This window comes from Methanocella sp. (assembly GCF_035506375.1).
Lineage (GTDB): Archaea > Halobacteriota > Methanocellia > Methanocellales > Methanocellaceae > Methanocella.
On the sequence record NZ_DATJPM010000098.1, the window covers coordinates 1 to 23106 of the forward strand.

Sequence of the window (23106 nt, forward strand, 5' to 3'; positions counted from 1 at the left end):
ACCCCATCGCAAGAGCTCGGTCTTAGCCATAATTACACAGGAGTAACGTTAAAATAGGTAATTATATAATTTTGCTGTGTTGAATATTGATAGGTCATTGTTTAGCAAGTAGTCTTATTTTTATCGTTTGCGTAATAGCCAAATTTATCGATAGTTTCGGATTATCTTTTTCAATTTTTATGCTTTGTTGAATATGCCCTTTTAAGTCTCGGAGTGTACGGAGGCACTATTTTTCACCACAGAGGCGCGAAGTGCACGGAGGCCCACAAAGACTTTTTTATAATTAAGATACAAAGGGCACAGAGCCGCTTTTTGAACTTATAAGATACAGGATATGAAGGCGCAGGGGCAAAAAGTGCTCTTGTTCATTCCATTGTGTCTTTGTATCCTTCGTGCCCTGATCGCCAATGAACCGGCTTTGTGTACTTTGTAACTTAATTTAAAAAGAAAACTTTGTGGGCCTCCGTGCTCTTCGTGCCTCTGTGGTGAAAAATAGTGCCCTCCGTCTCTTAAAAAACTTAAAATACGGGAGTAATTCAACACAGCAAATTTTTTTAAAAATTAACTAGCTTAGTAATCGTTTACTAATTAACAAAACTTGACTTATTCAACACAGCAAATATTTTAAAATAAGTTGGTGCTGCCTGGTGTAAATTCCGTGCCACTTGATGATTATATAAAATTGGTGCCGCCTGGTATAAACTTGGTGTGGTTGAAACAAGAGTGCTTACAAGCGGCACCAAGTTTACACCAGGCGGCACCAACGATTTTTAAAAATTCTTAGAGAACTTAGAGCCAGCTTCGCGTTGCTTTGAGGGTTAAACAGTCTTCGTGAAGTTTATCATTCTTAAGGATATTGACAGGGAGACCGGCAAACATATATCTTCAGGGCGGCTAGTGGTTGGGTGCAGTTGAATACTGGTATTACGAAGTGATTGACGATGAAAATGACCAGCATTTTAATGCTCATATTGTTAATCGCATCGACATTGACTCTGGGATGCGTTATTTCGCCTGCAGCCCCGACTCCGACTCCCACTCCGGCTGCCACGGCCACGCCGATGCCGACACTTGTACCGACTAACACGCCGACTCCTGTGCCATCGATCGTGAACGCATCGCAGGTCTATATGCCGGAGCAGACGACGAATGGCCGCACATACAGGAACACGACCGTGACGCCATTACCAAATGGCACAAGGCCCGGCGGCCAGACACAGGGCGAACTCGGTAAACAATGATCTTTTTCTTTAATGAAACCTTTATTATCTCCAAATCGCAAGATAGCTAGTTATCATGGCGACCCATTATATCGTAGGCTGCGGTGCCATCGCCCGTAATAGCGAGGGCCGGTTCCTGATGGTCCGGCAGATGGGCGGATACTGGCGCGGCCAATGGATATTTCCCGGCGGCAAGCTCGAGCTCGGCGAGACGCTGGAGCAGTGCGCCCGCCGCGAGTTCCTCGAGGAGACGTACTGCGATATAACGATAAAAAAGCTGGTCGGCGCCTACGTGTCCTATGACCCCGATACCGAGTTCGAGAAGCAGGTCGTCCTCATTTACTTCCAGGGCAACAGCGTATGCGGCGAGCCGCGGGCCGGAGAAGGCGTGACAGATGTACGATGGCTGAGCCTGGAAGAGCTCGAAAGCCTCGAAAAGAGCGGGCAGGTACCGCACATAATAATTCAGATTGCAAAAGATACTCTGAAAATAAAATAAGAAGCAGGTGGCAGGGTATTATGCCCTCTCCCAACCCGCGTTAGAATAAATTTTACTTCTTGCCCTTCTTCTTGCCGTCCTTCTTCGGGATCTTGAAAAGCGATTTCTCGTTCCGGTCCAGCTTCACGTACTTAAGCTGGGCGGTGCCGATCTTCTCGACGTTGGCCTTGTAGATCTTGCCCTTGTTGTCCTTGGCCGCGGCCTGGATCCAGGCTGGAGCGTTCTTCGGGACAGCCACGAGCTCTCTCTTACCGACGAAGTAGTGCAGCTTCTTAGTGCCCTTCTCCCTGAGGACGATGTTGGCTACGCCACGGTTCGCGACCTTGAGAGCCGCATCCCTGGGCTGAGCGCCGGTAAAGGTGCCGACCTCTTCGCCCTTCTCGCTTACCAATCCAAAGTTCCTCTTTTCCCTGCCTTCTTTAGCTACCATATTTTAATCACTCCATATATACACAAGTATAATTTTGTTAATTGAACGATTTTATGCCTTATTAACCTTTCGGTCTTTGCCCGTTTTTTTATCATATTTTTTTTTAAATCCGCATATTTTACATTCGGTTTTTAAGCTTCATACCGCCAGACGGGTAGATAATCGCCTTAATGGGTAAAAATATCGTGGATTTTATACACTCTTAAAATAACGATGCTATAAGATTGCCATCAAATCAGGGGGCTAGTGTAGGCCACAATATGTAGAATGTTAAAAGAAAAAAACGAAAGGTTTATATAACCATACGGTAGTTTATATAAAATTATATCAATTTTAATCATCAAATTTCCCGCGGGCCCTTCTGGCAAAAAAAGCCCAGCCATCGTAAATGTCCTTTTCGTTTCGGTTGTCGATGACCGTGCCGCGTATGCCTATTTCCTCGAAAGCGGCCGATAAAAAGTCCATCTCTTCCTTTTTATTCACCGTAAAGAGTAAAAATCCGTCATCCTTCAGGGCCTTAACGGCTTCCTCGAAGATCATGCGCCAGATGTTCTTGTTGAACTCGTAGATGGTGCCGAGCATGAGCCCGACGACGGCGTCGTATTTTTCGCCGACGTACTTCGTCAGGGCCGTGGCGTCCACGACCATCGTGTCTTCGGGCTCAAGGGTGCCGTGGTAGATGCCGTTACAGACGGCGCACTTGTCGTTATCGATACATAATATATCCTTAAAGAGCGGCTTTATTGCCGCCGTGGACATGCCGTTGCCGCAGCAGATCTCCAGGGCGCTCATTTCCTTTAGCTCGAAGCCGTTCTTCGCGGCCAGGCTTTTCATCAGCTTACCCAGCCGCCGGTTACGGCCCTTGTTAAAGGCAAAGGATTTCGGCTCCCTGCCTTTATCGCAGTCACACAGCGCCTCTTCTGACAGGCTAACTGAGAGATACTCCCGCAGCGCCTTTTTAAACATGCCTGCATCGACTTTTTTCTTCCGGGCCGACGCCACGATGCCGCTGCCAAGCAAGGCGTTCACGAGCTTTTCCGTTTGATTCCTTGACGCCTTCGAAGACGGGTATGGTATGACGAACCAGAAATCGCCCCCTTCGAATTTATTCTTAAAGGCAACACCCAGTAACGCTCCGCTTTTATCCGCGATGGCCTGCGCCGCCTCGATCGAGCCTTCCGGCAGCATGCTCAGCTTATCGAGGTAGTCCCGCGTTTTTAGGTTCATATCGAGGCCTTCGAAGCTGCTTTCTAGCAGGTACGCGTCCTCTTTCAGGCCCAGCGTCTTTTGAAGGAGCATACACATTACATCGGCATTATCCGTTTTATACGTTATCGTCACTGCGAAGCGATATTTTTTATATATTGCATAATAAATATAATAATAAGCATGGACGAGGAGCCGGCACAGCAAAAGGTCAGGAAGATCAGCATTTCCCTGTCGAACGACGTGCTCGACTGGGTGCTCCGGGAAAAGGGCGACCTCAAGGTATCCACTTTCATAAACCAGATTCTGCGGGAAAGTATGGAGCACGGGAAGGACAACTACATCCGGGAGGAGTTCGCCATGCTGAAGCAGCGGCTGAAAAAGCTCGAAGAGGACATTCACGACCTCCGAGAAGTGCGCAGCCTGAACGCCGGTAAGCTCGGCAGGGCTGAGCATATATCCATACTCTCCACCCGGCCGAAGGACGTTTTCGGCGAGCTGGTGAGCATCAAGAACGTTTCCGCCGCTAACGCCTCCGCGGTCCGGGAAGAGCTAATACACTTTATGAGGGGCCGCGAATATATCGACCGGCCGGTGGTGCTCGATGAATTATTCCCGCATACCCGCTCGACCATCACGAACCGCATCAACTACTGGTATAACGCCTGCCGCGGCGTCCTGGACCACCTCATCGAAGAGGGCTTCGTCGTCCGCCTCGGCAAGGATAAATACAGATGGATCGGCGACAGGAAACAGGATTAACTGGTAAAAACGTGTAAATTGCCGCGGGCGGACGGCGGATTATTATCATAAATATTAAATATAAATATACTATATACACTATTGAGGGCGCAATGACTGTGCCGCAGGCGGACGGAACTAGTTTCGCGAGCGGCGCGGGCACTCGTCGTGCCTCCGGGCAGGCGGGCGCACACCCGTGAAAACCGGTGGATCTTGCGCCCCCACAATTATATGCTGTTTTTAGGCTTTTACATGGACGCTATTTTATATAATATTGTTTGCATATTAATGAGTGTTAGCCCCCGGAGTGATATTTATCAGAATAGGCGCGATGGCTGACCTCCATTTCGGCCCCGATTCAATGAAGACATACTCGGCATTATTCAAGTCGGCAGGCGACGACGTGGACATGATCATCCTGTGCGGCGACCTGACGATGCGGGGGCTCGTCGAGGAAGTCCGGGGCCTCGTCGAAACCATGGGCAACGCCCGCGTGCCTATCGTCAGCGTGCTCGGTAACCACGACCACGAGTCAAACAACCAGGAAGAGATCATGGATATCCTGGAGGAGGCCGGCGTTAAAGTGCTCGAAAGGGGCATGTACATAACGCCGGACCGCTCGGTCGGCATCTGCGGCACCAAGGGATTTTGCGGGGGCTTTGCCCCGTCGAAAATCGCCCCGTTCGGCGAGCGCATCCTGAAGATGTTCATCAACGAAACGTATAAAGAGGCAAATAAGGTGAACCGGGCCCTCAAAAGCATGAAGGCCGACTTTAAGGTCGTGGCATACCATTACGCTCCCATCCGCGAGACGTGCACCGGCGAGCGCTGTGAGATCATACCTTTCCTGGGCTCGTCCATATTATCAGACCCCGTCGATACATTCAAGGCCAGCCTCGTCTTACACGGGCATTCCCATAATGGGAAGGAAAAGGGCTCGACGTTGATGGGGGTGCCCGTGCGGAACGTGGCCCTGCCAATCCATAACCGTCGCTATTGTGTCTATGACACGGAGTCCTTTATCCCATACGCTGCATCAGAGTCGAAATAACCTGCGCCGGCACGGGTATCACGTGGTCCCAGTCCGTTTTCACGAACAATACGAACGCTAGCGCGCGTTCTGTAAAGCCCGCAGCGAGCCATAAAAAGTACTCCCAGTCGAACATCTTATAGGTATTCGAAAGCACAGCAATGCAGTCGTACCAGTCGTCCCGCATGCTGCGCATGGCCAGCATTTTCCTGAAGACCAGGTCCTCGGGAGACATGATGAACATCCGGCAGCCGGATACGTACATGTAGCGCCCGCGCTTCATCGTATCGTCCGTGACAACTATCCCCCCGATATTTTCCAGGATGAAGTCGACGGGCACGCCATTCTTGTAGCCCTTTGCGAGCCACTTGACGTCGCACATGGGATTGACCTCGAAGCCCGCTCGCTTCAGAGCTTCGAGAGCTCGAACTGTGTCATACGGCTTCACGTATAGGTCGATGTCCTTGGTCGTCCGCGTGCGCCCGTAGGCTGCCACGGCGATGCCTCCGCCCACCACGTAGGGAACGCCGGCCCCCTCTATTGCGTCGATCGTCTCCTTATAAATTACAAATTCATTCCTCATGAAAACGCCCCGGCGCGAATAAATAAAATATATTGCAATATATATTAAAGCCTGACCAAATAAGTTACCGACGCTCGCGGAGTTTCGACGATATAAATTTGCGGGCCTCGACCAGGATCAGGGTGGAAGACGAGACGCCGGCGATGATCAGCCAGTCATATGCCGACAGCGGAGAGGTCTTGAAGACGTCTTCGAGGAACGGCACGTAAAGCAGGGCAGACTGCAGCAGTATAGAGACGGCGATAGCCCCCAGAATATATGGGTTGCTGAATATGCCCACCTTGAATAGCGAGCGGTCCTCGGAGCGGCAGTTCAGGCAATTCCACATCTGGAATATTACCAGAGCCGTGAATGCCACGGTGCGGGCCATGTCCAGGCCCCTGGGCAGGTATAAATGGAACAGTCCGAGCGTACCGACGCCGGTCGCTATGCCGATCAGCGCCATATCGAAGAGCGTCAGCCTGGTGAATAAGCCCTCTGCCCTCGGCCTGGGCGGCCTTTTCATGACGCCGGGGGCTACGGGGTCGACGCTCAGGGCGAGCGCGGGCAGGCTGTCCGTGACCAGGTTTACCCAGAGGATCTGGATGGCCAGGAGTGGAAGAGGCAGGCCGAGCATGATACCAAGGAGCACGACGAGCACCTCTCCCATGTTGCTGGCGAAGAGGTACTTGACGACGTTCTTCACGTTATCGTAGATCTTCCGCCCTTCCTCGACAGCCGCCACGATAGTGGCAAAGTTATCGTCTGTGAGCACTATGTCCGACGCCTGCCTGGAGACGTCCGTGCCCGTGATGCCCATCGAGACGCCGATATCGGCCTGCTTGAGCGCCGGGGCGTCGTTGACGCCGTCGCCTGTCATGGCCACGACATGGCCGCGCCGCCTGAGGGCGGCGACGATCCTCAGCTTCTGCTCCGGCGACGTCCGCGCATATACCTTGATCCGCCCGATATCCGAGTCAAGCTTTTCTTCGCTCGCCTCGCTCAGCTCGGTGCCCGAAATGATACCGTCCCCCTCCCTGAAGATCCCGAGCTGTCTGGCGATAGCGACGGCGGTCGGCCTCTGGTCGCCCGTGATCATGACCACGTCTATACCGGCGGACTTGCACTTCTCGACTGAGTCTTTCACTTCCGGCCTCGGGGGATCCATCATGCCGGCCAGGCCCAGGAATGTCAGGTCTCCTTCAAGTTCACCGATGCTCATCTTAGCAGGGTCTGATACGATCTCCCTGTAGGCAAGCCCGAGGACCCGCATGCCGTCGGCTGCCATATCATCGTTAGTCTTCATGAAATAGTCACGGCCGGCGGCGTCTGCAGGCATGACACGGCCGCCGATGAGGATGCTGCTGCTAGATGTGAGTACGACTTCAGGCGCTCCTTTAGCGAAGACGTACTTTTTGCCTTTACAGGCGTTCACGGTCGTCATCCGACGGGTCTCCGTGTTGAACGGGACCTCGAAGATCCTGGGACAGTCGTCCTCCATAAGTATTTTACTATAGCCGGCCTTCGCCGCCGCCACCAGCAGCGCCACCTCGGTCGAATCACCCACGATGTTCCACTGGTCCTCCAGCCGCTCGTAGATAGCGTTATTACACAGGGCACCGGCCGTCAGTAGCATTTTCAATGCACGGTCTGAGGCGGGCTCTGCTGTGCCTCCCCGGCTGACAAATTCGCCGTCAGGCGAATACCCGGAGCCGGTCACTTCGTACTCCTGCCCTGCCGTCGCTATCTTTCGGACCACGATGACGTTCTGGGTCAGGGTGCCCGTCTTATCTGTGCAGATAACGCTGGTGGAGCCCAGGGTCTCTATGGCGGACAGCCGGCGGACCACGGCCTTTTTCTTTGCCATACGCTGCACTCCGAGCGCCAGGACGATAGTGATGGTCGCCGGAAGGCCTTCCGGTATAGCCGCGACGGCCAGGCTTACAGCGATAAGGAACATGTCATATAGCTTCTGGCCTTCAAGCAGCCCTGCGGCAAGTATGATGCTGCAGATGGCGACGGCCGAGATGCCGAAAAGCCTTCCAAGCCGGTCGATAGAGGCCTGCATGGGCGTGCTCTGCTCGGCACCTGACTCCACCAGGCTGGTGATCCGGCCGATCTCGGTGTCCATGCCCGTGGCCGTAACGACAGCCATTCCACGGCCGTCGAGGACGCTCGTGCCCATGAACAGCATGTTATCCATGTCACCCAGTGCCGTATCCTCAGGTAAGGCTTCTATGCTCTTTTTCGCAGGCTCCGATTCCCCAGTCAGTGCTGCCTCATCCACCTTCAGGCTGGCCTCATAGATGAGACGGCAGTCCGCCGGCACGTTCTCGCCCGCCTCCACCTCTATTATATCTCCGGGCACGAGATCCGAAGCAGGTACCTTCAAGCGGTGGCCGCCCCGCACGACGAAAGCCTCCTGGACGACGAGGCTCCTGAGCGACTCGATGGACTGCTCCGCCTTATATTCCTGGGCGAACCCCAGGATTGCATTAAGTACGACAATGAGGGCGATGATGGCGGCGTCCAGCCTCTCGCCGATGAGGAACGAGACGGTCGCGGCCGCGATGAGCAGATAGATCAAAAAATTATTGAACTGGCTTAAAAAAATGACGATGACAGAGGCTTTTTTTCCGGCTTTCAGGGCGTTCCGCCCGTACTTTTCCAGGCGCTTTGCCGCTTCCTCCGGCTTGAGGCCTTTTTTATCCGTTTTCAGCCTGGCATAGATGTCCTTGAGCTTGAGCGCATGCCATGGGATACCATGCATTAGTGCTCTCCTACGACTTTCGGATCATGAGCACCGGGCACGGCGCATGTCTTAGCACGCTGTCGGATACGCTGCCGATAAGCACCCGCTCCAGGGCGGACATGCCGATGGAGCCGATCACGATGCAGTCCGCGTTCACTTTACGGGCGACGTCCACGATGGTGGCCCTGGGATCGCCCTCGACGATCATCTCCTGGCACTCCACACCTTTCTCGTCGCATAGCGCTTTTATTATTGTGACCGCTTTCTTCCCGGAGTGTTCCATTTCGACCTTACTTTCTGCGTAGTGGATGCCGGCATGAAAGGCGAGCGGGGCGTTGACAACGTTGAGCGCGTAAAGCTTTGCGCCCAGGGCTTTCGCCAGGTAAACGGCGTGCTCGGCCGCATATAATGAATAATCAGAGCCGTCCGTGGGAACCAGGATATTTTTGTATGGCGTTAATGTCATAAGCTTCTACTCCTTCGTAATGCATGTGCCTATGCCTTTGTCGGTCAGCAGCTCCTGCAGCAAGGCGTGTGGGATATTGCCGTTGATGATATGGACACTCTGGATGCCACTCTTAACGACAGAGATGGTCGACAGGACCTTCGGTATCATGCCTTTTGAGATGACGCCCTTTTCGATGAGGTCGTAGCACTGGGCGATGTTTAGCTGCGATATCAGTGTATCCTTGTTCGCGGGGTCCATCAGGACGCCGTCCACGTCCGTCAGCGAGACCAGGCTCCGGGCTTTAATGGCCGCGGCGATGTCGCCGGCCGCCGTGTCGGCGTTCAAATTCAGGCAGTTGCCATCCTCGTCGTATCCGATGGGCGAAATGACCGGTATGTACTCGTTATCCAGGAGTATGCTGAGTATCTGCGGGTTGATGCGCACCGTCTCTCCGACCCAGCCATAGTCCACTTCGGTCTCCTTCCCGTCGACAACGGCCTTCTCGGGGGCCTTTCTCCTGGCGACGATGAGGTCGCCGTCGCTGCCGATGATGCCGACTCCGTTGCCGCCGTACTTGGAAATGAGCGAGACGATATCGGAGCTCACGTTGCCAACGAGAACCATGCGCACGATCTCCAGCGTTTCCTCGTCCGTTACGCGCAGGCCGGAGACGAACTTCGGCGTCTTACCCATGCGCTTCATCATGGCGTCGATCTCGGGGCCGCCGCCGTGGACGATGATGGGGCGTGCGCCGAGGTACTTGAGCGTCACGATATCCTTGATCATGCTGCTTCTCGCGGCCGGGTCCACCATGGCATGCCCGCCAACTTTAATGACTATCACCGCATCCCGGTACTTTTTTAGCCAGGGTAGCATCTCACCAAACGATTCTGACGGGTCCATATGATCCTCGACATGAATAATGCGTCCGGGATAATAAATATTTATATCCGGCCAAGGGATTAAACGGAGATTAAATTTGGCTCATTTTCCTACGGTATATGGTAATAAATAACTATTTTGGGATTAACCTGGCTCGACCACGTATGGCGGCCCCGTTTGGGTCGAGGACCGGGTGAAGTGCGACCATTCGAAGGGCGCCCGGTTAGTGTTGATACACATATTAATTGTATTACTTCAACGACTTTATCTCATTGCCAATGAGCGGCTTGGCGGTATCATTGGTCGAGATTAGCTCCACAAGCCCTTTCTCGCCGTCCACGCGTATCCGGTCGCCCGTCTTGATACGTCGCGTCGCAGTGCCACAACCGACGACCGCCGGAATGCCCAGTTCGCGGGCGACGATGGCGGCGTGCGAAAGAGGCGCGCCGACGTCGGTCACGATGGCTGCCGCCCGGGGGAATAGCGGGGTCCACCCGACGTTCGTCAGGGTCGTGACGAGGATCTCGCCGGCCTGTAATTGGTCGCCATCCTCGAAGCTGGCGACGAGCCGGGCCCGGCCCTCGACGACGCCGGCGGCCCCGGGGAAGCCTTTAATGGCGGCTTCCCGCGGTGTGCTGCTGCCGGAAGCGTCGTATGACTCGCCCGGTCGCCCGGGATCGGCGGCCCACCGGAACGGGTCGAAGTGCCCTCGGATTAGCGGGGGATAAGGCGGCAAGGCGTGGTATCGTTCGTATGAGGCCCGGCGAGCCTTTACGTGCGCGAGGGATATCCGATCGCCTTTGAGGACGGACAGTATCTCGTCGATGGACAGGAAGAACATATCGTCGCCCAGGCCCGTGATCTCGCCCGCGCGCAGGACGAAGGCGCGCAGCACCCAGAACCCCCGGATGGCCTCGGAACGGGCGGCCTCCCGGTCACGGGCGATCGATACCCAGCGGTCGATCTGCCGGATGATCGATTTTTCTTTCCCCGGGTATCGCTCGTGCAATCTTTCCCGCGCCGCCCCGCGGGCCGCCTCCTGGCGGGCGAGCAGCGCTGTCGCATCGGCCGGCGCCTGGCCCAGTCCGGCGAGCTGGAGATCGATCCATTGCGGATCCTCCGCAGGCCGGGGAACGGATACCTCCGCCTCGTGCGGGCCCCGGTAACCGTATTGCCGCACGTAGGTCGCGCGATCGATCTCGCCCCGGGCCAGCCGGGTCAAGCTTAACAATGGCCCCAGGCTGGCCAATGGGCCCGTTTCCAGGCTTGATCCCGTGAGTAAGATATTCGCGTCATCCTGACCCAATAATGTCTGAAGGCGATGAGGTGTCGCAACGATCGCGCCTCCCCCCTGGCCAGCCGCAGCCTCGATCATCTGACCGGCTTCGTGGAACAGTGGTAATACGTCCGTGTGCCACAGGGCGGCCAGTTCTTCCGGGCGGGAAGTGGCCTGGATCCGGGACCGCAATCTCTCGCAACGCTCCGGCATCGTCCGAAGATATTCCGGGAGCTTCTTCTGGTTGGCCCGCATTCGGAGCAAATCTCCGATAATGACGGGCAACGCCATGCGGATCAAACGTAAGCGCGGAACGCGGAAGATCGGTATGTCCAGGCCGGCCGGGAGCCGCCCGAAGGCGTCTTCGGTCATACTCTGAATGCGCTTAGGGTTTATCCCGAAGGCTGCGGCGAACGACGCCTCGATGCTCAGGTTCCTGTAGAGCCGTCCGCCGATGTTGCCGTAGACGAGGTACGGGCCGATGGAAAGCTCCGCATCGGACATCAGGATCTGGACGAACGACCAGGTACAGGGCGTCATCACGTCGGGCACGGCCTCGCCGTAGTTCGTCCGCGTCCAGAGGTAATCGCCGGCCAGGCTGTCGTTCCACTCGCCTTCGATCGGGTTGTGGCCGCGCAGGGCGGTGATCGGGCGGGCCTGCACGAGGAAAAACCGGCCCCGGTCGAGGGCCCATTCGATATCCATCGGGCCCCCGTAGAGCTCTTCGACCCGCACGCCGATACCGGCAAGCTTGACAGCTTGCCCGGGGCTGAGCACCGCACGGTCTCGCCGGACCGCAGGTACGGGTTCCTCGTGTGTGCCGGACGAGGTGCGCACCGTCATCGCAACTTTGCTGCTGATCTGCTGTTCAACGACCTTTCCAAAGACCTTATCCACGATGATCGTATCGGGCGTGACCCGGCCGCCGACGACCGCTTCACCCAATCCCCATGCCGCGTTGATAACCACCTGGTTGCGTGCTCCGGTCAGCGGGTTTATCGTGAACATGACGCCGGCCGCTGCCGCGGGCACGAGCTCCTGGACGACGACGGCCACGCTTACCTTTGAGAAGTCGATGCCGTTCCGGGCCATGTAGCCGAGCGCCCGCGGCGTCCACAAGGACGCCCAGCACCGCTTTACGCCTTCCAGTACCTGCACTTCTCCGCGCAGGTTGAGAAATGTTTCTAATTGGCCGGCAAAAGAGGCCCCGGGCATGTCCTCGACTGTGGCTGAAGAGCGCACTGCAACCACGATATCCCCATCGCCGAGCCTTGAATACGCCTGCCGGATCGCCCCGGCGACATCCTCGGGAATAGTGCCGCGGGCAAAAAGCTCCCCCACCTGTCTGGATGCCACTTCCAGCGTTGCCGGCTGATCCGGAACGACGGTAGAAAGGGCGGCAAGAATCTGCATTTGCAGGCCGCCATCGGTCATAAACCGGCGATACGCCTCAGTGCTAATATGAAATCCATTGGGCACAGGCAGGCCAGCCATCGCAAGCCTGGCGAGGCTGGCACCCTTGCCGCCGACAGTCTCCACCGTGGCGTTCGGATCCGTCAAATTTAATGTATAATTAAGAGACAATCAAACCACTTGGACTATACTTTTATTATACGCAAAGCGATATCTTCATTTCGGTTTCTCAAAGATTTATTTACAAAGGCCCGAGTCGAGGACCGCGAGGAGGGCAACCACACACCGGACGCCTAGTTCGTGGTCCTGCTGCCGGCGATAGAAAAGTGAATGTAATAGGGGCTCTTTTTGCCAATATAACATTATACGTACACTTTCGAGGATAATAAATATTTATAATGTGGAGTACTCTACAGTTCATATAACATTTATAGAGGAATCAGCAGTGGCTGAAGAGACGATTTACGACGTTGCGATCATCGGGGCCGGGCCCGCGGGCCTGACGGCGGGGCTGTACTGCGGCAGGGCGAACCTATCGACCATTGTGTTCGGCGACCCCTTCGATTCCCAGCTCGCCAAGGCAGGCGACGTGGAGAACTATCCGGGATTCGATTCCATTCACGGCATCGTGCTGGCCGAAAAGTTCAGCAAAGGGCTTGAGAAGTATAAGATCACGACCGTTATAAACTACGTTGGCCGTATCTCTCGTAGAGATGATCGTTTTGTATTGTCAACGGACGTGGGAGAGTTCCAGGCTAAGTCCGTCATCGTATCGACCGGCTCGAAACACCGGGAGCTGAACATACCTGGCGAAAAGGATTACCTTTATCGCGGCGTTTCCTATTGTGCCGTCTGCGACGGCTCGTTCTATAAAGGTAAGACCGTGGCCATGATCGGCTATGGAGACCAGGCGGCGAGCGCGGCAATATATCTCGCCGGCCTGGCGAAGCACGTTACGGTGCTTACCAGCAAGCCCGACGTGGAATCGCCCATCTACTCCGAGCAGTTAAAGTCTTTAGGCAACGTCGAAGTCATCGGCGGCGCGAAGGTCCTCGCCATCGAAGGCAACGAGTTCGCCGAGCGTATCCGCTTCAAGGAGAATGGCGGCGAAGAAATGTCCTTACGTATCGACGGTATTTTTATCGAGGGCGGCGTGCCTAACTCTGTTCTTGCGAACGACCTGGGACTCGACCTGGATAAGAAGGGTAATATTGCCGTGGACAGGCCCGACATGACGACGAAGGTGGAGGGCGTGTTTGCGGCCGGCGACGTGACCGGTGGCCTGCACCAGATATCGAAGGCCGTCGGGGAAGGGGCCTGTGCTGCCGTGAGCGCTGCGATATTCATCAAGAGAAAATTCAAGGGGAAGCCTCGCTAGTCGCTTTATTAATGTAATATTTTAAGATATAAAGGATATGGCGGGCACAATTTTTCACCACAAAGGCACGATGGCACGGAGGCCCACAAAGTTTTCTTTTAAATGTTTCGCTGATGCGAATTCGAGCAAGTTACAAAGTACACAGAGCCGGTTCATTGGCGATCAGGGCACGAAGGATACAAAGGCACAGTGGAATGAACAAGAGCACTTTTTACCATCGTGCCTTTGTAGTGAAAAATTGTGCCCTCCGTGCTCTTTGTAACTTAAGATCTAAAAACAAGAAAGATAAAAAAAAGGAATCTCGTTAGCTGAAGAACGTTACCCAGCAGAACAGGATTATACCCACCAGCACCGTCAAGATTATGCTAACCACGGCTGACTTCTTTATGACTTCGCCGTCCAGCCCTTTCACGTCGATGACCGAGGAGGCGTTGACGATCTTGGCCGGGGCGATGCCCGAGGCGATACCGCCGGAGACCGCGTGGCCCGAGAAGATCTGCCAGAAATCGAGGTTAAGCATGTTCGACGATTTATTGAGTATGCCATAGAACATGACGTTCGACGAGGTCTCACTGCCGCTGACGAACGCCCCGAACAAGCCCAGGATGGGGGCCACAAGCGGGAACAGCGAGGCTCCTAAGTAGACGGCCAGCGTCGAGCCGATGACCATGTTCATGTTGTAAGCGTCCATGCCGGCGTCGAAGACCAGCTTGCCGCCGATGACGGACTTTGCCGACCAGGCCATTATATACGCGATGGCGAAGAAGGCGGCTGCGGCGATCGTCGGGCTCCAGGCCCTCTTCAGCCAGAGCTTGACGATCTGAACGCCCTGATCCTTCGACTTGATGAGGAACGGCGCCGTCAGTATGGTGCTGACCAGGACCCAGACGTAGGCCTGGTTGAGCAGCTTAAGGTTGACCACCTGGTCCGCAATGATGGGTATCTTGTTAGCCGATCCCATGATGTTCAGCAAGATCGTGGGCATTGGGGGCCAGCTGATAATAACGCAGAATACGACTAATAATCCCCAGGGGAGCACTGCTCTCCAGAGGGGGAGATTTTTTGTCATTCCGCCGTCAGCCGCCACAGCGCCCTGGGGCGCCGTCTTCTTATTGAAGATGGGCTTGCCCTGGACGACTCTCAGCAGGAACAGCGAGGCCATCGCCATCAAGCCGGCGACGACGCCCGTTATGGTGACCAGGTCCGGGAAGAACCGTACGAATAGGATGCAGGTCAGGCCCAGCGTGAGGCCGGCGACCAGCGCGGGCACGATGCCCTTCTTAACGCCTTCCATGCCGTCGGCGATCCACAGCATGCCTATGGAGAGGCCGGTGGAGACGATGGGCAGGAACAGGGACACGTTATTGGCCAGTATATTGAGGTAATGGTTATAGTCTGCCGCCGGAACGAAGGCCTGGACCGGGGCCGTGATGGGCACTGCAAGGAGCGAGAATGACGTGAGCGGATCGTAACCCAGACAGGGCAATGCAATAGAAGCCAGCGGGGAGAATCCCAGGGCCATCATGATGGGCGGGAGCATCGTGACCGGCGTAGCGCCGATCGAGACTAAGAACGAGCCGAGGCCCACGTTCAGGATCATGATCTGCTCGTACTTTTCCGCGGCGATCGTCTTGATGAACTCGGTAATGCTCTTGATCGCGCCCGTGACGTCCATCATCGTGACCTGCAGGATCGTGAACAGCACCATCAGGGATATGCTGAACGACGATATGACGCCGAAAATCGAGGCCTTGAAAGCAACGTCGAGCGATCCGAGGCTCGGGGTCCCCCAGAAGAAGGCCAGCGCGATGATCACACATACGATCCACCCGACGATTCCCATAAAGGTCCCGGACTTCTTAAAGAAGACCAGGCCCGCGAATATGACAAGTATCGGTATAATGGCTAATATAAAGTATAATGCCTGCGTTAATTGGTCCATTTATTGCTCACACCCATTGGTATGCTATAGCATGGCGATTGGTATGCTATGGCATAGCATTGGCATTAAAGAAATATAAATGTTTTGTTAGAGGCGCTTTTACCTAAAGATGAGCAACGGTATAATTCGTAAACTTGATATAGCGTATGATTTTCCATTGTGTTGGCACCTTAAAAAAGCTGGCTGAAACCTATGTCTGTATTGCTATTGTTGTACCGGGTCAGGTTAGACTTATCCAGGATGCCCAGGTTCGTTATCGTCCATGTCGTGTTGAAACTCGCCGTGTAGGAGAAGGGCTTTTGGAACATATCCGTACCACTGTTACTTTTTATATCCGTGTAAAGCGGCGTCGTCCATTGTTCTCCGCGTCGGAGGACGATTGATGTATTGTTGTAGCTTCCGTATATTGTGCCGTTTCTATCAATGTCCCTAAGCACGAAGCCCGAATCGCAAACATACGGGTAACTATAAATACCCTTTATCATCACGCCAGTCCTTGTATCCATGGGGGCGACGTCGCGATAATAAGCGCTGCCATATAGGACTTTGAAGCTATCATTGACCGCTGGATAGTAATTGTTACTAATATAACTCTGAAAACCTGTCCAACTGCTACCTTCTGCGGGATTACTGCCATTGGCACTGCCATCATAATCGAAGAATGCCGGTAGCGTAATATGGGGAAGAGAGTTATAACTGCCATTGATGATAGTGCAGTTTGTCTTCATGTACTCCTCAATGGCCACATATTTGTCATGTGGCAACGAGTTCCCCGAACTGGTAATATTTGAAGCGCATCCGCTCAATGTAACCATAAACAATATTAGAAGAATCGCCAGGAATATTCTAGTATTCAATATATCACGACCCCCCCCCATTAATTATATAGCTAAAATTATACTGTTTATCAAAGCATAATAATAGCTTTTCTTACAAATGGTTGCTAATATGGCCATCAGCACCTAAAAACCTAAGTCTGCACTTAAAATCAAGATTCTGATCGACATTAGGCGCAAAGTCCTACTGGCTATTACCGATGAAATCGGCGAGAAAAGAAATAGAAAAGAACAAATGGGCTTACATCTTTGCCCTTTCATACTTATCCGGGGCCTTGAGGGGCTTGGTGGCGTCGATGCCCATCTTGCTTGTTATATTATCCTCAGAGACGGGGTCCAGCGAGCTTCCCCGGACGTTGGAGATGATCATGACGTCCCTGTCGGCCTTTGTGCGGGTCGCTATGGCATACTCGACGTCCATAGGGTCGAAAATATTAATGTCCGAGTCGACCACGACCACGTGCTTGAGGCTCGTGTGGGCGGCGAAGGCGGCCATGATGGCGTTCTTGCCGTCGCCCTCGGTCTGCTTCTCGATCTGGACGATGGCGTGTAAATAGCAGCATCCGCCTTCCGTCAATACGACGTTCTTGACCTTGGTCACGTTGCCGACCGCATTATATATCAAAGGCTCGTAGGGCACGCCCATGAGGAGCTTGTGCTCGTTGCCGCCGGGCAATATTCCATGGTAGATGGGGTCTTTGCGCATCATCATGTTGTTTAAATGAATGACAGGCTCGGGCCTGATGTGGTCATAGGACCCTGTGATGTCGACAAAGGGGCCCTCCTTTATCTTCTCAACGGGGTCGATAAAGCCTTCGAGTACAATCTCACCATGAGGCACTTCGACGCCGTTGTCGAGCCGGACCAGCTCGGTAGGCTCGCCTTTGAGCGCGCCTGCATATTCCCATTCCTTGCCCGGGGGCACGCGGGTGGACGCCGCAAAGACCGTAACGGGGTCGACGCCGATGACAATGCCGACCGGCAGGGGCTCGTTCCTGGCCGCGGCCTCCTTCTGCATGACATAAGTATGCCTGGGCGGCACGAGCCTGGCGGCCAGCGTGTTGTCGTTGACGACCATGAGCCGGTGAATGGAGGCATTATACATGTCCTTATACTTCGAGACGACGATGCCGGCCGTGATATACGCGCCGCCGTCCTTCTTGAAGTGCTTCATTATGGGGAGGCGGGATAGATTGGCTTTTGCCCTGACCTCCATCATGGGAGAATTATCGACGTGCTTCACCTGGCCGTCATACCTGACGGACGTGAGCTTGTTGATGATGTTATCGGGAGTTACCCCCAGGGCCCTCGCCAGGGTCTCTCGGGAGTTCATGACGTTCATTGCAGCCCGCATGCCGTTGCAGTCCTGGAACAGGACCGGGCGCCGGTCCTGGTATGCGTACCTCGGCGCCTCGAAAATAGGCGATATCGGCTTGTTGATCTCCTGCAGGGTCCCGTCTTTTTTCAGCCAGTCTAAAAATTCTCGAAGACCCATTCTTCAGACTCCTCAATGAACGTTCATTAGTCAGAAAACGCCCGTTTCGTTGAAATATTTTTTTCTCCAGGCGCCGTATAATACCGACGCGATAAAATATTAAATCTATCGGTGGCCGCTACTCCTGAAATACTCCGAAGACCGCCGTGAGCTCTACCGCTATATTCCTTTTATCGTTGCCATTGAGCAGGACAAAATAGTAATTATGCATATCATTGTTATCGACCGGCGTATAGACTGATTGCCCGGGCTTTAGCATCCATATTGTATTGTTTCCGACAGCCGTCCGATCCGCCAGCCACTTCCCGGTATCCCCATTAAAAGTAAGCGCCTCATAAGCCTCTCCATTCTTGAACTTGCTGAAGTTCTCTTTATCCATCTTCATAGCGTACAGCGGTGCGTCTCCAGGATTATGATCGATATATCCACCTCCCATCGCCGTATAGATAAACCATGCGGCTCCCGGGGGCAGGTCGAGGCCGATGGACTCCGGCGCCGCTATCATCCGGACCTTGCTTCTCTCCATGACCGTTTTTCTTACCGGATCCACGACCACATAAAAATGGTAGCTGTCCATGTAACTTCGATTACCGGTAACGAATATCGTCACACGGACGAGCGGGCCGCTCACGTTAACGAATCCGGCATCATAGGGCGTGATATTAGAGGCGTTTTCAACCCGGAAAATAAAATCATCATACGAGCTGCTGTCGTATCGGTGGCCTGCAATACCCTCCCGGACACCACTATCGTTCAGGGCAACCCTGATAGAGTCGGCGTTGTCCATCGACCGGATAGCACGCTCTATAGCCGGGTCGGACAACGGCTGGCCGCTGCCATAGACGAAGGTATAGGCCACTAGCACGATGGTCGATGCCACCGTAAGACCGATCAGGAAGGTTGCCAGTCTCTTCATTCAAGGAATAATAATGCACTATTATGGTAAAGGGTTTCTCTAACGATCCATCAACGATAAAAATCTATAGGAAATCCTTATCCTGTCTTAAACTCCAGCCTGACCATCATATCCCTGGACTGGTCGTTGTTCTTTATAATAAAGTAGCACTTCTGAGGCGATACTACGCCGGGTAAAGTCACGCTGGTATTCCAGAGGGATGAGACGGGGTTAGAGCCGCTATACGCCTTTATCTCTCCGGCCGGCACGTCCATATAGCTCAGCGGCTCGAACGGCTGGCCGCCCATGTATTTCTCAAAGTTGGCCCCGTCTACGATCACTGGACGTAGCATAGCCGTCTGCGGGTCGAACTCCATATAGATAGAGACTGTGCTATTGTTAGCCATAAATGAACGATACCATGTAACTCCATGGGGCAGCAGGACGAAATCGTGCTTGCTCAAAATGCTGTAGGAATAGCGGGCTTCCATCTCCCTGCCATTCGAGATATCAGCCAGTACCTGGAACGTCTGCGGCGTGAAGCTGACTGTCGACATGTCGACACGCGCAAGCCTGCCGTCGAGGCCGGCATAGCCGCTGTCGTCGAAGGCACCGCCGACCGTCACGTTCGCCGTGTACCTGCCCGCCTGAGCGACGCTGTGGTTGATCATCGCATCATTGAAAACGACCTTCAGCGCTTCCGCCTTATCCATGTCCGTCTGGCCGTAAGGATATGTCATGTCCGTCTGGCCGATGCTATGGTTCGACGCATAGTAGCCTGTAAATAGTACCAGGATGATAACGACGGCTCCATAGGCCACTTTGCTAAGTGTTTTTTGCATAGGGCTTCCATCTTAAGGATTACTTTTGTCTTATAAAAAGGTTTGCAGGAATAACGCAAAGAATAGGCACATATTGTTCTCAATAATGTCATTTTAAAAAAATTAAATAATATTATTCCCCATTTCAAGCACAATATTACACAGAAAATCGGAAACTTTATATCGAATTGAATTAAAAGTATTACACAACCAATCAATTAAGGGGGCATAAAAAACGATGCAATTGATTGAGAACACGCCAGTTACTGGCCAGGTTATTGGATATAAGTCGAGCTGGAACATCTTATCCCACGACGCCTTCGCTGTCATTAGAGTAAATGATGCGAAGATCAACGTGCAAATCGATAACCGTCAGATCAAATACGTCGAGAAAGAGTATCCACGGGGCAGCTATGTCAGGCTGCAGCTGAACGGCAGCAAATGGCAGATCGTCAGCAAGCCGTCCGACGACGAAGTCTATACGCCCGATGATGACATGTCTTTAATAGACATCCTCGATAATCCTGCCTGACGATACACACAATATGATTAATTATTTTTGCTGTATTGAATATGCCCTTAAAAAGCTTAAAACAAAGAAGTAATTCAACACAGCAAGTTTTTTATCTTTTTTATCGGCTTCAGTATGCCTTTTATGCAGGCCATTCTGAATCCTGAAATATAATTTTCCCGTTTTACGGATGAATAGAACATTTTTAGCAATTATTTCGAAATATTGCCAATATAATATGCCTATAATCGAAAATATTATATGTATGTGGAATAATCTGTTCTCAATTAATAATCGGTTAGGCATCTAGAGGTATATGTATGAAAAACAAGACGGAAAATGAGATCTTGATAGGTAAAGTGGTCGGCTACAGGTCGGGCATTAGCATGCTTTCCCACAATTCCAGCGTGATCGTCAATGCGGACGGCTTCAGGATCGTCATCAGCATGGACCACCGGCAGATCAAGTTCGTCGAGAACGAGTATCCCGCAGGCAGCCAGATCCCACTGGAGTTCTATTGCGGTAAGTGGCACATCAGCAGCAAGCCCGAAATGCTGGATATTAACAGCTACGACCCGGATATCATGGCCCTGGAAATCGTGAACAGGATGTGTAAGAAAGTCGCAGAATAAATTTTTACTCCGATTTCTAATAACCTGGCTTTACGCAGCCTCTGATAGCGTAACGATTATTTCTCATTTTCGATGAAATCGTATTGAACATTCTATTCTTGTTATTTTTGAATATGAAAAATAATTATCCTGATTTTAGTAAAATTATGTTAATTATCGGTTACGCATCGAAAATATTATATGATAGAGGAACAATATTATCAAGTGTACAGGCGATTAAGCCTGAGGGGGCTAATAAAATGAAAAATATTACATCAAATGATGCATTTATCGGTACAGTCGTCGGCTACAAGTGGAGCCTGAATATGCTCTCCCGTTACGTTCACATGATAATCCATGTCGAGCACGGGAATGTCGTCGTCGACGTCGATAGCAGGCAGTTGAAGTTCGTCAAGAAAGAGTATCCCGAGGGAAGCCAGGTACCCGTAGGCTTCTACGGCGGGAAATGGCACATCTCCAGCAAGCCCGTGACCCAGGATATCTCGATTTATACAACAGAAGTACCCTACATGGATGTTATTAACAGCATCAGTAAGAAAGCAGCCTGCGAGAGTTAGAACATCTTCTCAGGCTCAAGATTCTTTTTCTCGACCAGGTTAATCCAATATAGCAAAGTTGAACTAAAAAATCAAGCCAACGTCCGGAGTCGAACCGGATTAGGATTGCTCTGCAGGCAATTGCATGGCCGCTCTGCCACGTTGGCGTATTTCGCAAACAATCTACACTCATTTTTTATATTTAAACCTATTGATACCGGCATAAAGGCCTGTCATCGCTTATTACCTCATACATTAATATTATCCGTCCTGCCGTACTATTTACCTGTGAGTATGTCGCAGCGGGAACTTAACGATTATGACCTAAAAAGATACGACCGCCAGATGATGATTCGCGGTTTTGGCGAGGCGGGGCAAAAGAAGCTGAAGAATACGACCGTCTTCGTCGCCGGCTGTGGGGGTTTAGGCAGCCCGGTAGCCTATTACCTGGCTGCGGCGGGCTTCGGGCATATCATATTGGCCGACATGGACGTCGTCGACCTGAGCAACCTGAACCGCCAGATCCTGCACTGGGATAAGAACATCGGCGAGCTAAAGGTAAAGAGCGCCTACGAAAAGCTCTCCCAGCTCAATCCCGAGCTCGACCTTGTCCCGCTCAACATCGAGATCAACGACGATAACGTCTACGAGCTGACGCAAGGCTGCGACATCCTCATGGACGCCATGGATAATTTCCCAACCCGATATGCGCTGAATAGGGCGTCACTGAAGCATAACATCCCGTACATTTACGCGTCAATCTGGGGCATGGAAGGCCGGCTCGCGACGCTCGTTCCCGGCAAGACGCCCTGCCTGGAGTGCATCTTCCCGAAGGCGCCTCCGAAGGAGAAGTTCCCGGTGCTCGGCGCAACACCTGGCGTGCTGGGCACGCTGCAGGTCACCGAGGCCGTAAAAGTTATTTTAGGCCTCGGGGAGCCACTGCTGAACCGATTATTAGTCTACGACGGCGAGTACATGCAGTTCCACGAGATATGCATCGAGAAAAACCCCAAATGTCCAGCATGCAGCTGACAGTGAAAAATTATTTTACGGTCTCGCTCGCCGGCGCGATCTTTTTCATTTGCCAGTAGCGCCAGTAGACGAATCCCCGCCGGGCCATCATCGTGCCCACGGTCACCATCAGGAATATCGACGCCAGCAGGTTCCAGTCGATAAGCCCTGAGCTGCCGAGCCAGTCCTTACCGTAGATCTTCAGGCCGATGATGACCGCCCAGACGAGGACTGCCAGAATCGAGCCCTTGAGGACCATAGAGCCGTCCTTTTCATCGACTTTCACTTCCATCAACGAGCCGATGACCAGGCCGATGCCGATCCCGATCATAAAGCCGACAGCGAGCAGCGCTATGCCTGCCGGGTCCGTCGGCATGTCGACCGCAACGAACGACAGGGTGAGGAATAACATTATCAGCGGCATTATTACGAGCCCGAACAGCCTGACCCGGCGCGTGCGGAGCTGGAGTAAAAGGATGATGAGGACGATCAGGAAAAAGACGCTGTCGAAGGCCTGGCTATTCGGCATGGCGGCGCTGCCGCCGTTAAAATTATATTGCAGATATTCCACCCGGTGCCTATATGTATCC

22 protein-coding genes are annotated in these 23106 nt (G+C 53.1%); 9 read left to right on the forward strand and 13 right to left on the reverse strand.

The annotated features are described in order from the left end of the window. Positions 1–962: 962 nt before the first annotated feature. Positions 963–1241, forward strand: coding sequence for a hypothetical protein (locus tag VMC84_RS13355; protein ID WP_325381456.1), 279 nt, complete (start codon positions 963–965; stop codon positions 1239–1241). A gap of 55 nt (positions 1242–1296) precedes the next feature. Further along, positions 1297–1719 carry an NUDIX hydrolase gene (locus VMC84_RS13360; protein ID WP_325381458.1) on the forward strand — a complete coding sequence of 141 codons (423 nt, stop codon included), beginning with the start codon at positions 1297–1299 and terminating at the stop codon, positions 1717–1719. 52 nt (positions 1720–1771) lie between these two features. Here the strand turns inward: VMC84_RS13360 and VMC84_RS13365 are convergent, their stop codons facing one another. After that, the gene (locus VMC84_RS13365) at positions 1772–2149 is read right to left on the reverse strand and encodes a non-histone chromosomal MC1 family protein (protein ID WP_325381460.1); all 378 of its coding nucleotides are present in this window, start codon (positions 2147–2149) and stop codon (positions 1772–1774) included. Positions 2150–2482: 333 nt separating this feature from the next. Then, positions 2483–3448, reverse strand: coding sequence for a class I SAM-dependent methyltransferase (locus tag VMC84_RS13370; protein ID WP_325381462.1), 966 nt, complete (start codon positions 3446–3448; stop codon positions 2483–2485). A 90-nt stretch (positions 3449–3538) separates the two neighbouring features. On the opposite strand from VMC84_RS13370, the gene VMC84_RS13375 reads away from it, so the two are divergent. Both VMC84_RS13375 and VMC84_RS13380 read left to right on the forward strand, forming a co-directional pair. Further along, positions 3539–4117 carry a hypothetical protein gene (locus tag VMC84_RS13375; RefSeq protein ID WP_325381464.1) on the forward strand — a complete coding sequence of 193 codons (579 nt, stop codon included), beginning with the start codon at positions 3539–3541 and terminating at the stop codon, positions 4115–4117. A 286-nt stretch (positions 4118–4403) separates the two neighbouring features. Continuing rightward, positions 4404–5147: a metallophosphoesterase family protein gene (locus VMC84_RS13380; RefSeq protein WP_325381466.1), complete on the forward strand. Its 744-nt coding sequence runs from the start codon at positions 4404–4406 to the stop codon at positions 5145–5147. Here VMC84_RS13380 and VMC84_RS13385 read toward each other — a convergent pair. From VMC84_RS13385 to VMC84_RS13405, 5 genes are all read right to left on the reverse strand, one after another. Then, positions 5116–5709 (reverse strand): nucleotidyltransferase, encoded by a 594-nt coding sequence (locus VMC84_RS13385; protein ID WP_325381468.1) that lies wholly within the window; start codon positions 5707–5709, stop codon positions 5116–5118. The genes VMC84_RS13380 and VMC84_RS13385 overlap by 32 nt on opposite strands. Positions 5710–5773: 64 nt before the next feature. Continuing rightward, positions 5774–8458 (reverse strand): calcium-translocating P-type ATPase, SERCA-type, encoded by a 2685-nt coding sequence (locus VMC84_RS13390; protein WP_325381470.1) that lies wholly within the window; start codon positions 8456–8458, stop codon positions 5774–5776. 10 nt (positions 8459–8468) lie between these two features. Then, entirely contained in the window at positions 8469–8906 is a 438-nt protein-coding gene (locus VMC84_RS13395) for a universal stress protein (protein ID WP_325381472.1), read from the reverse strand. 6 nt (positions 8907–8912) lie between these two features. Continuing rightward, positions 8913–9791: an acetylglutamate kinase gene (gene argB / locus VMC84_RS13400; RefSeq protein WP_325381474.1), complete on the reverse strand. Its 879-nt coding sequence runs from the start codon at positions 9789–9791 to the stop codon at positions 8913–8915. Between the two features lie 229 nt (positions 9792–10020). Continuing rightward, entirely contained in the window at positions 10021–12606 is a 2586-nt protein-coding gene (locus tag VMC84_RS13405; RefSeq protein WP_325381476.1) for a PEP/pyruvate-binding domain-containing protein, read from the reverse strand. 298 nt (positions 12607–12904) lie between these two features. On the opposite strand from VMC84_RS13405, the gene VMC84_RS13410 reads away from it, so the two are divergent. Then, positions 12905–13837 carry an NAD(P)/FAD-dependent oxidoreductase gene (locus tag VMC84_RS13410; protein ID WP_325381478.1) on the forward strand — a complete coding sequence of 311 codons (933 nt, stop codon included), beginning with the start codon at positions 12905–12907 and terminating at the stop codon, positions 13835–13837. 304 nt (positions 13838–14141) lie between these two features. On the opposite strand, the gene VMC84_RS13415 is transcribed toward VMC84_RS13410, so the two are convergent. The 5 genes from VMC84_RS13415 to VMC84_RS13435 form a co-directional block, all read right to left on the reverse strand. Further along, on the reverse strand, positions 14142–15779 hold the full coding sequence (locus VMC84_RS13415) for an L-lactate permease (RefSeq protein ID WP_325381480.1): 1638 nt from the start codon (positions 15777–15779) through the stop codon (positions 14142–14144). 170 nt (positions 15780–15949) lie between these two features. Beyond that, entirely contained in the window at positions 15950–16543 is a 594-nt protein-coding gene (locus VMC84_RS13420) for a hypothetical protein (protein ID WP_325381482.1), read from the reverse strand. 313 nt (positions 16544–16856) lie between these two features. Continuing rightward, positions 16857–18110, reverse strand: a complete 1254-nt coding sequence (locus VMC84_RS13425; RefSeq protein ID WP_325381484.1) for a UbiD family decarboxylase — start codon at positions 18108–18110, stop codon at positions 16857–16859. Between the two features lie 118 nt (positions 18111–18228). Continuing rightward, the gene (locus tag VMC84_RS13430; RefSeq protein ID WP_325381486.1) at positions 18229–19026 is read right to left on the reverse strand and encodes a hypothetical protein; all 798 of its coding nucleotides are present in this window, start codon (positions 19024–19026) and stop codon (positions 18229–18231) included. Positions 19027–19103: 77 nt separating this feature from the next. After that, the gene (locus tag VMC84_RS13435; RefSeq protein ID WP_325381488.1) at positions 19104–19847 is read right to left on the reverse strand and encodes a hypothetical protein; all 744 of its coding nucleotides are present in this window, start codon (positions 19845–19847) and stop codon (positions 19104–19106) included. A 217-nt stretch (positions 19848–20064) separates the two neighbouring features. Between VMC84_RS13435 and VMC84_RS13440 the strand changes: the two genes are divergently transcribed. The 4 genes from VMC84_RS13440 to VMC84_RS13455 all read left to right on the forward strand — a co-directional run bounded on the left by VMC84_RS13440 (position 20065) and on the right by VMC84_RS13455 (position 22537). Then, positions 20065–20358 carry a hypothetical protein gene (locus VMC84_RS13440; protein ID WP_325381490.1) on the forward strand — a complete coding sequence of 98 codons (294 nt, stop codon included), beginning with the start codon at positions 20065–20067 and terminating at the stop codon, positions 20356–20358. 299 nt (positions 20359–20657) lie between these two features. Next, positions 20658–20969: a hypothetical protein gene (locus VMC84_RS13445; RefSeq protein WP_325381492.1), complete on the forward strand. Its 312-nt coding sequence runs from the start codon at positions 20658–20660 to the stop codon at positions 20967–20969. 239 nt (positions 20970–21208) lie between these two features. Beyond that, positions 21209–21526, forward strand: coding sequence for a hypothetical protein (locus VMC84_RS13450; RefSeq protein WP_325381494.1), 318 nt, complete (start codon positions 21209–21211; stop codon positions 21524–21526). Positions 21527–21799: 273 nt separating this feature from the next. After that, positions 21800–22537 carry a HesA/MoeB/ThiF family protein gene (locus VMC84_RS13455; protein ID WP_325381496.1) on the forward strand — a complete coding sequence of 246 codons (738 nt, stop codon included), beginning with the start codon at positions 21800–21802 and terminating at the stop codon, positions 22535–22537. 10 nt (positions 22538–22547) lie between these two features. On the opposite strand, the gene VMC84_RS13460 is transcribed toward VMC84_RS13455, so the two are convergent. Beyond that, positions 22548–23087, reverse strand: a complete 540-nt coding sequence (locus VMC84_RS13460) for a hypothetical protein (protein ID WP_325381498.1) — start codon at positions 23085–23087, stop codon at positions 22548–22550. Positions 23088–23106 lie beyond the last annotated feature (19 nt).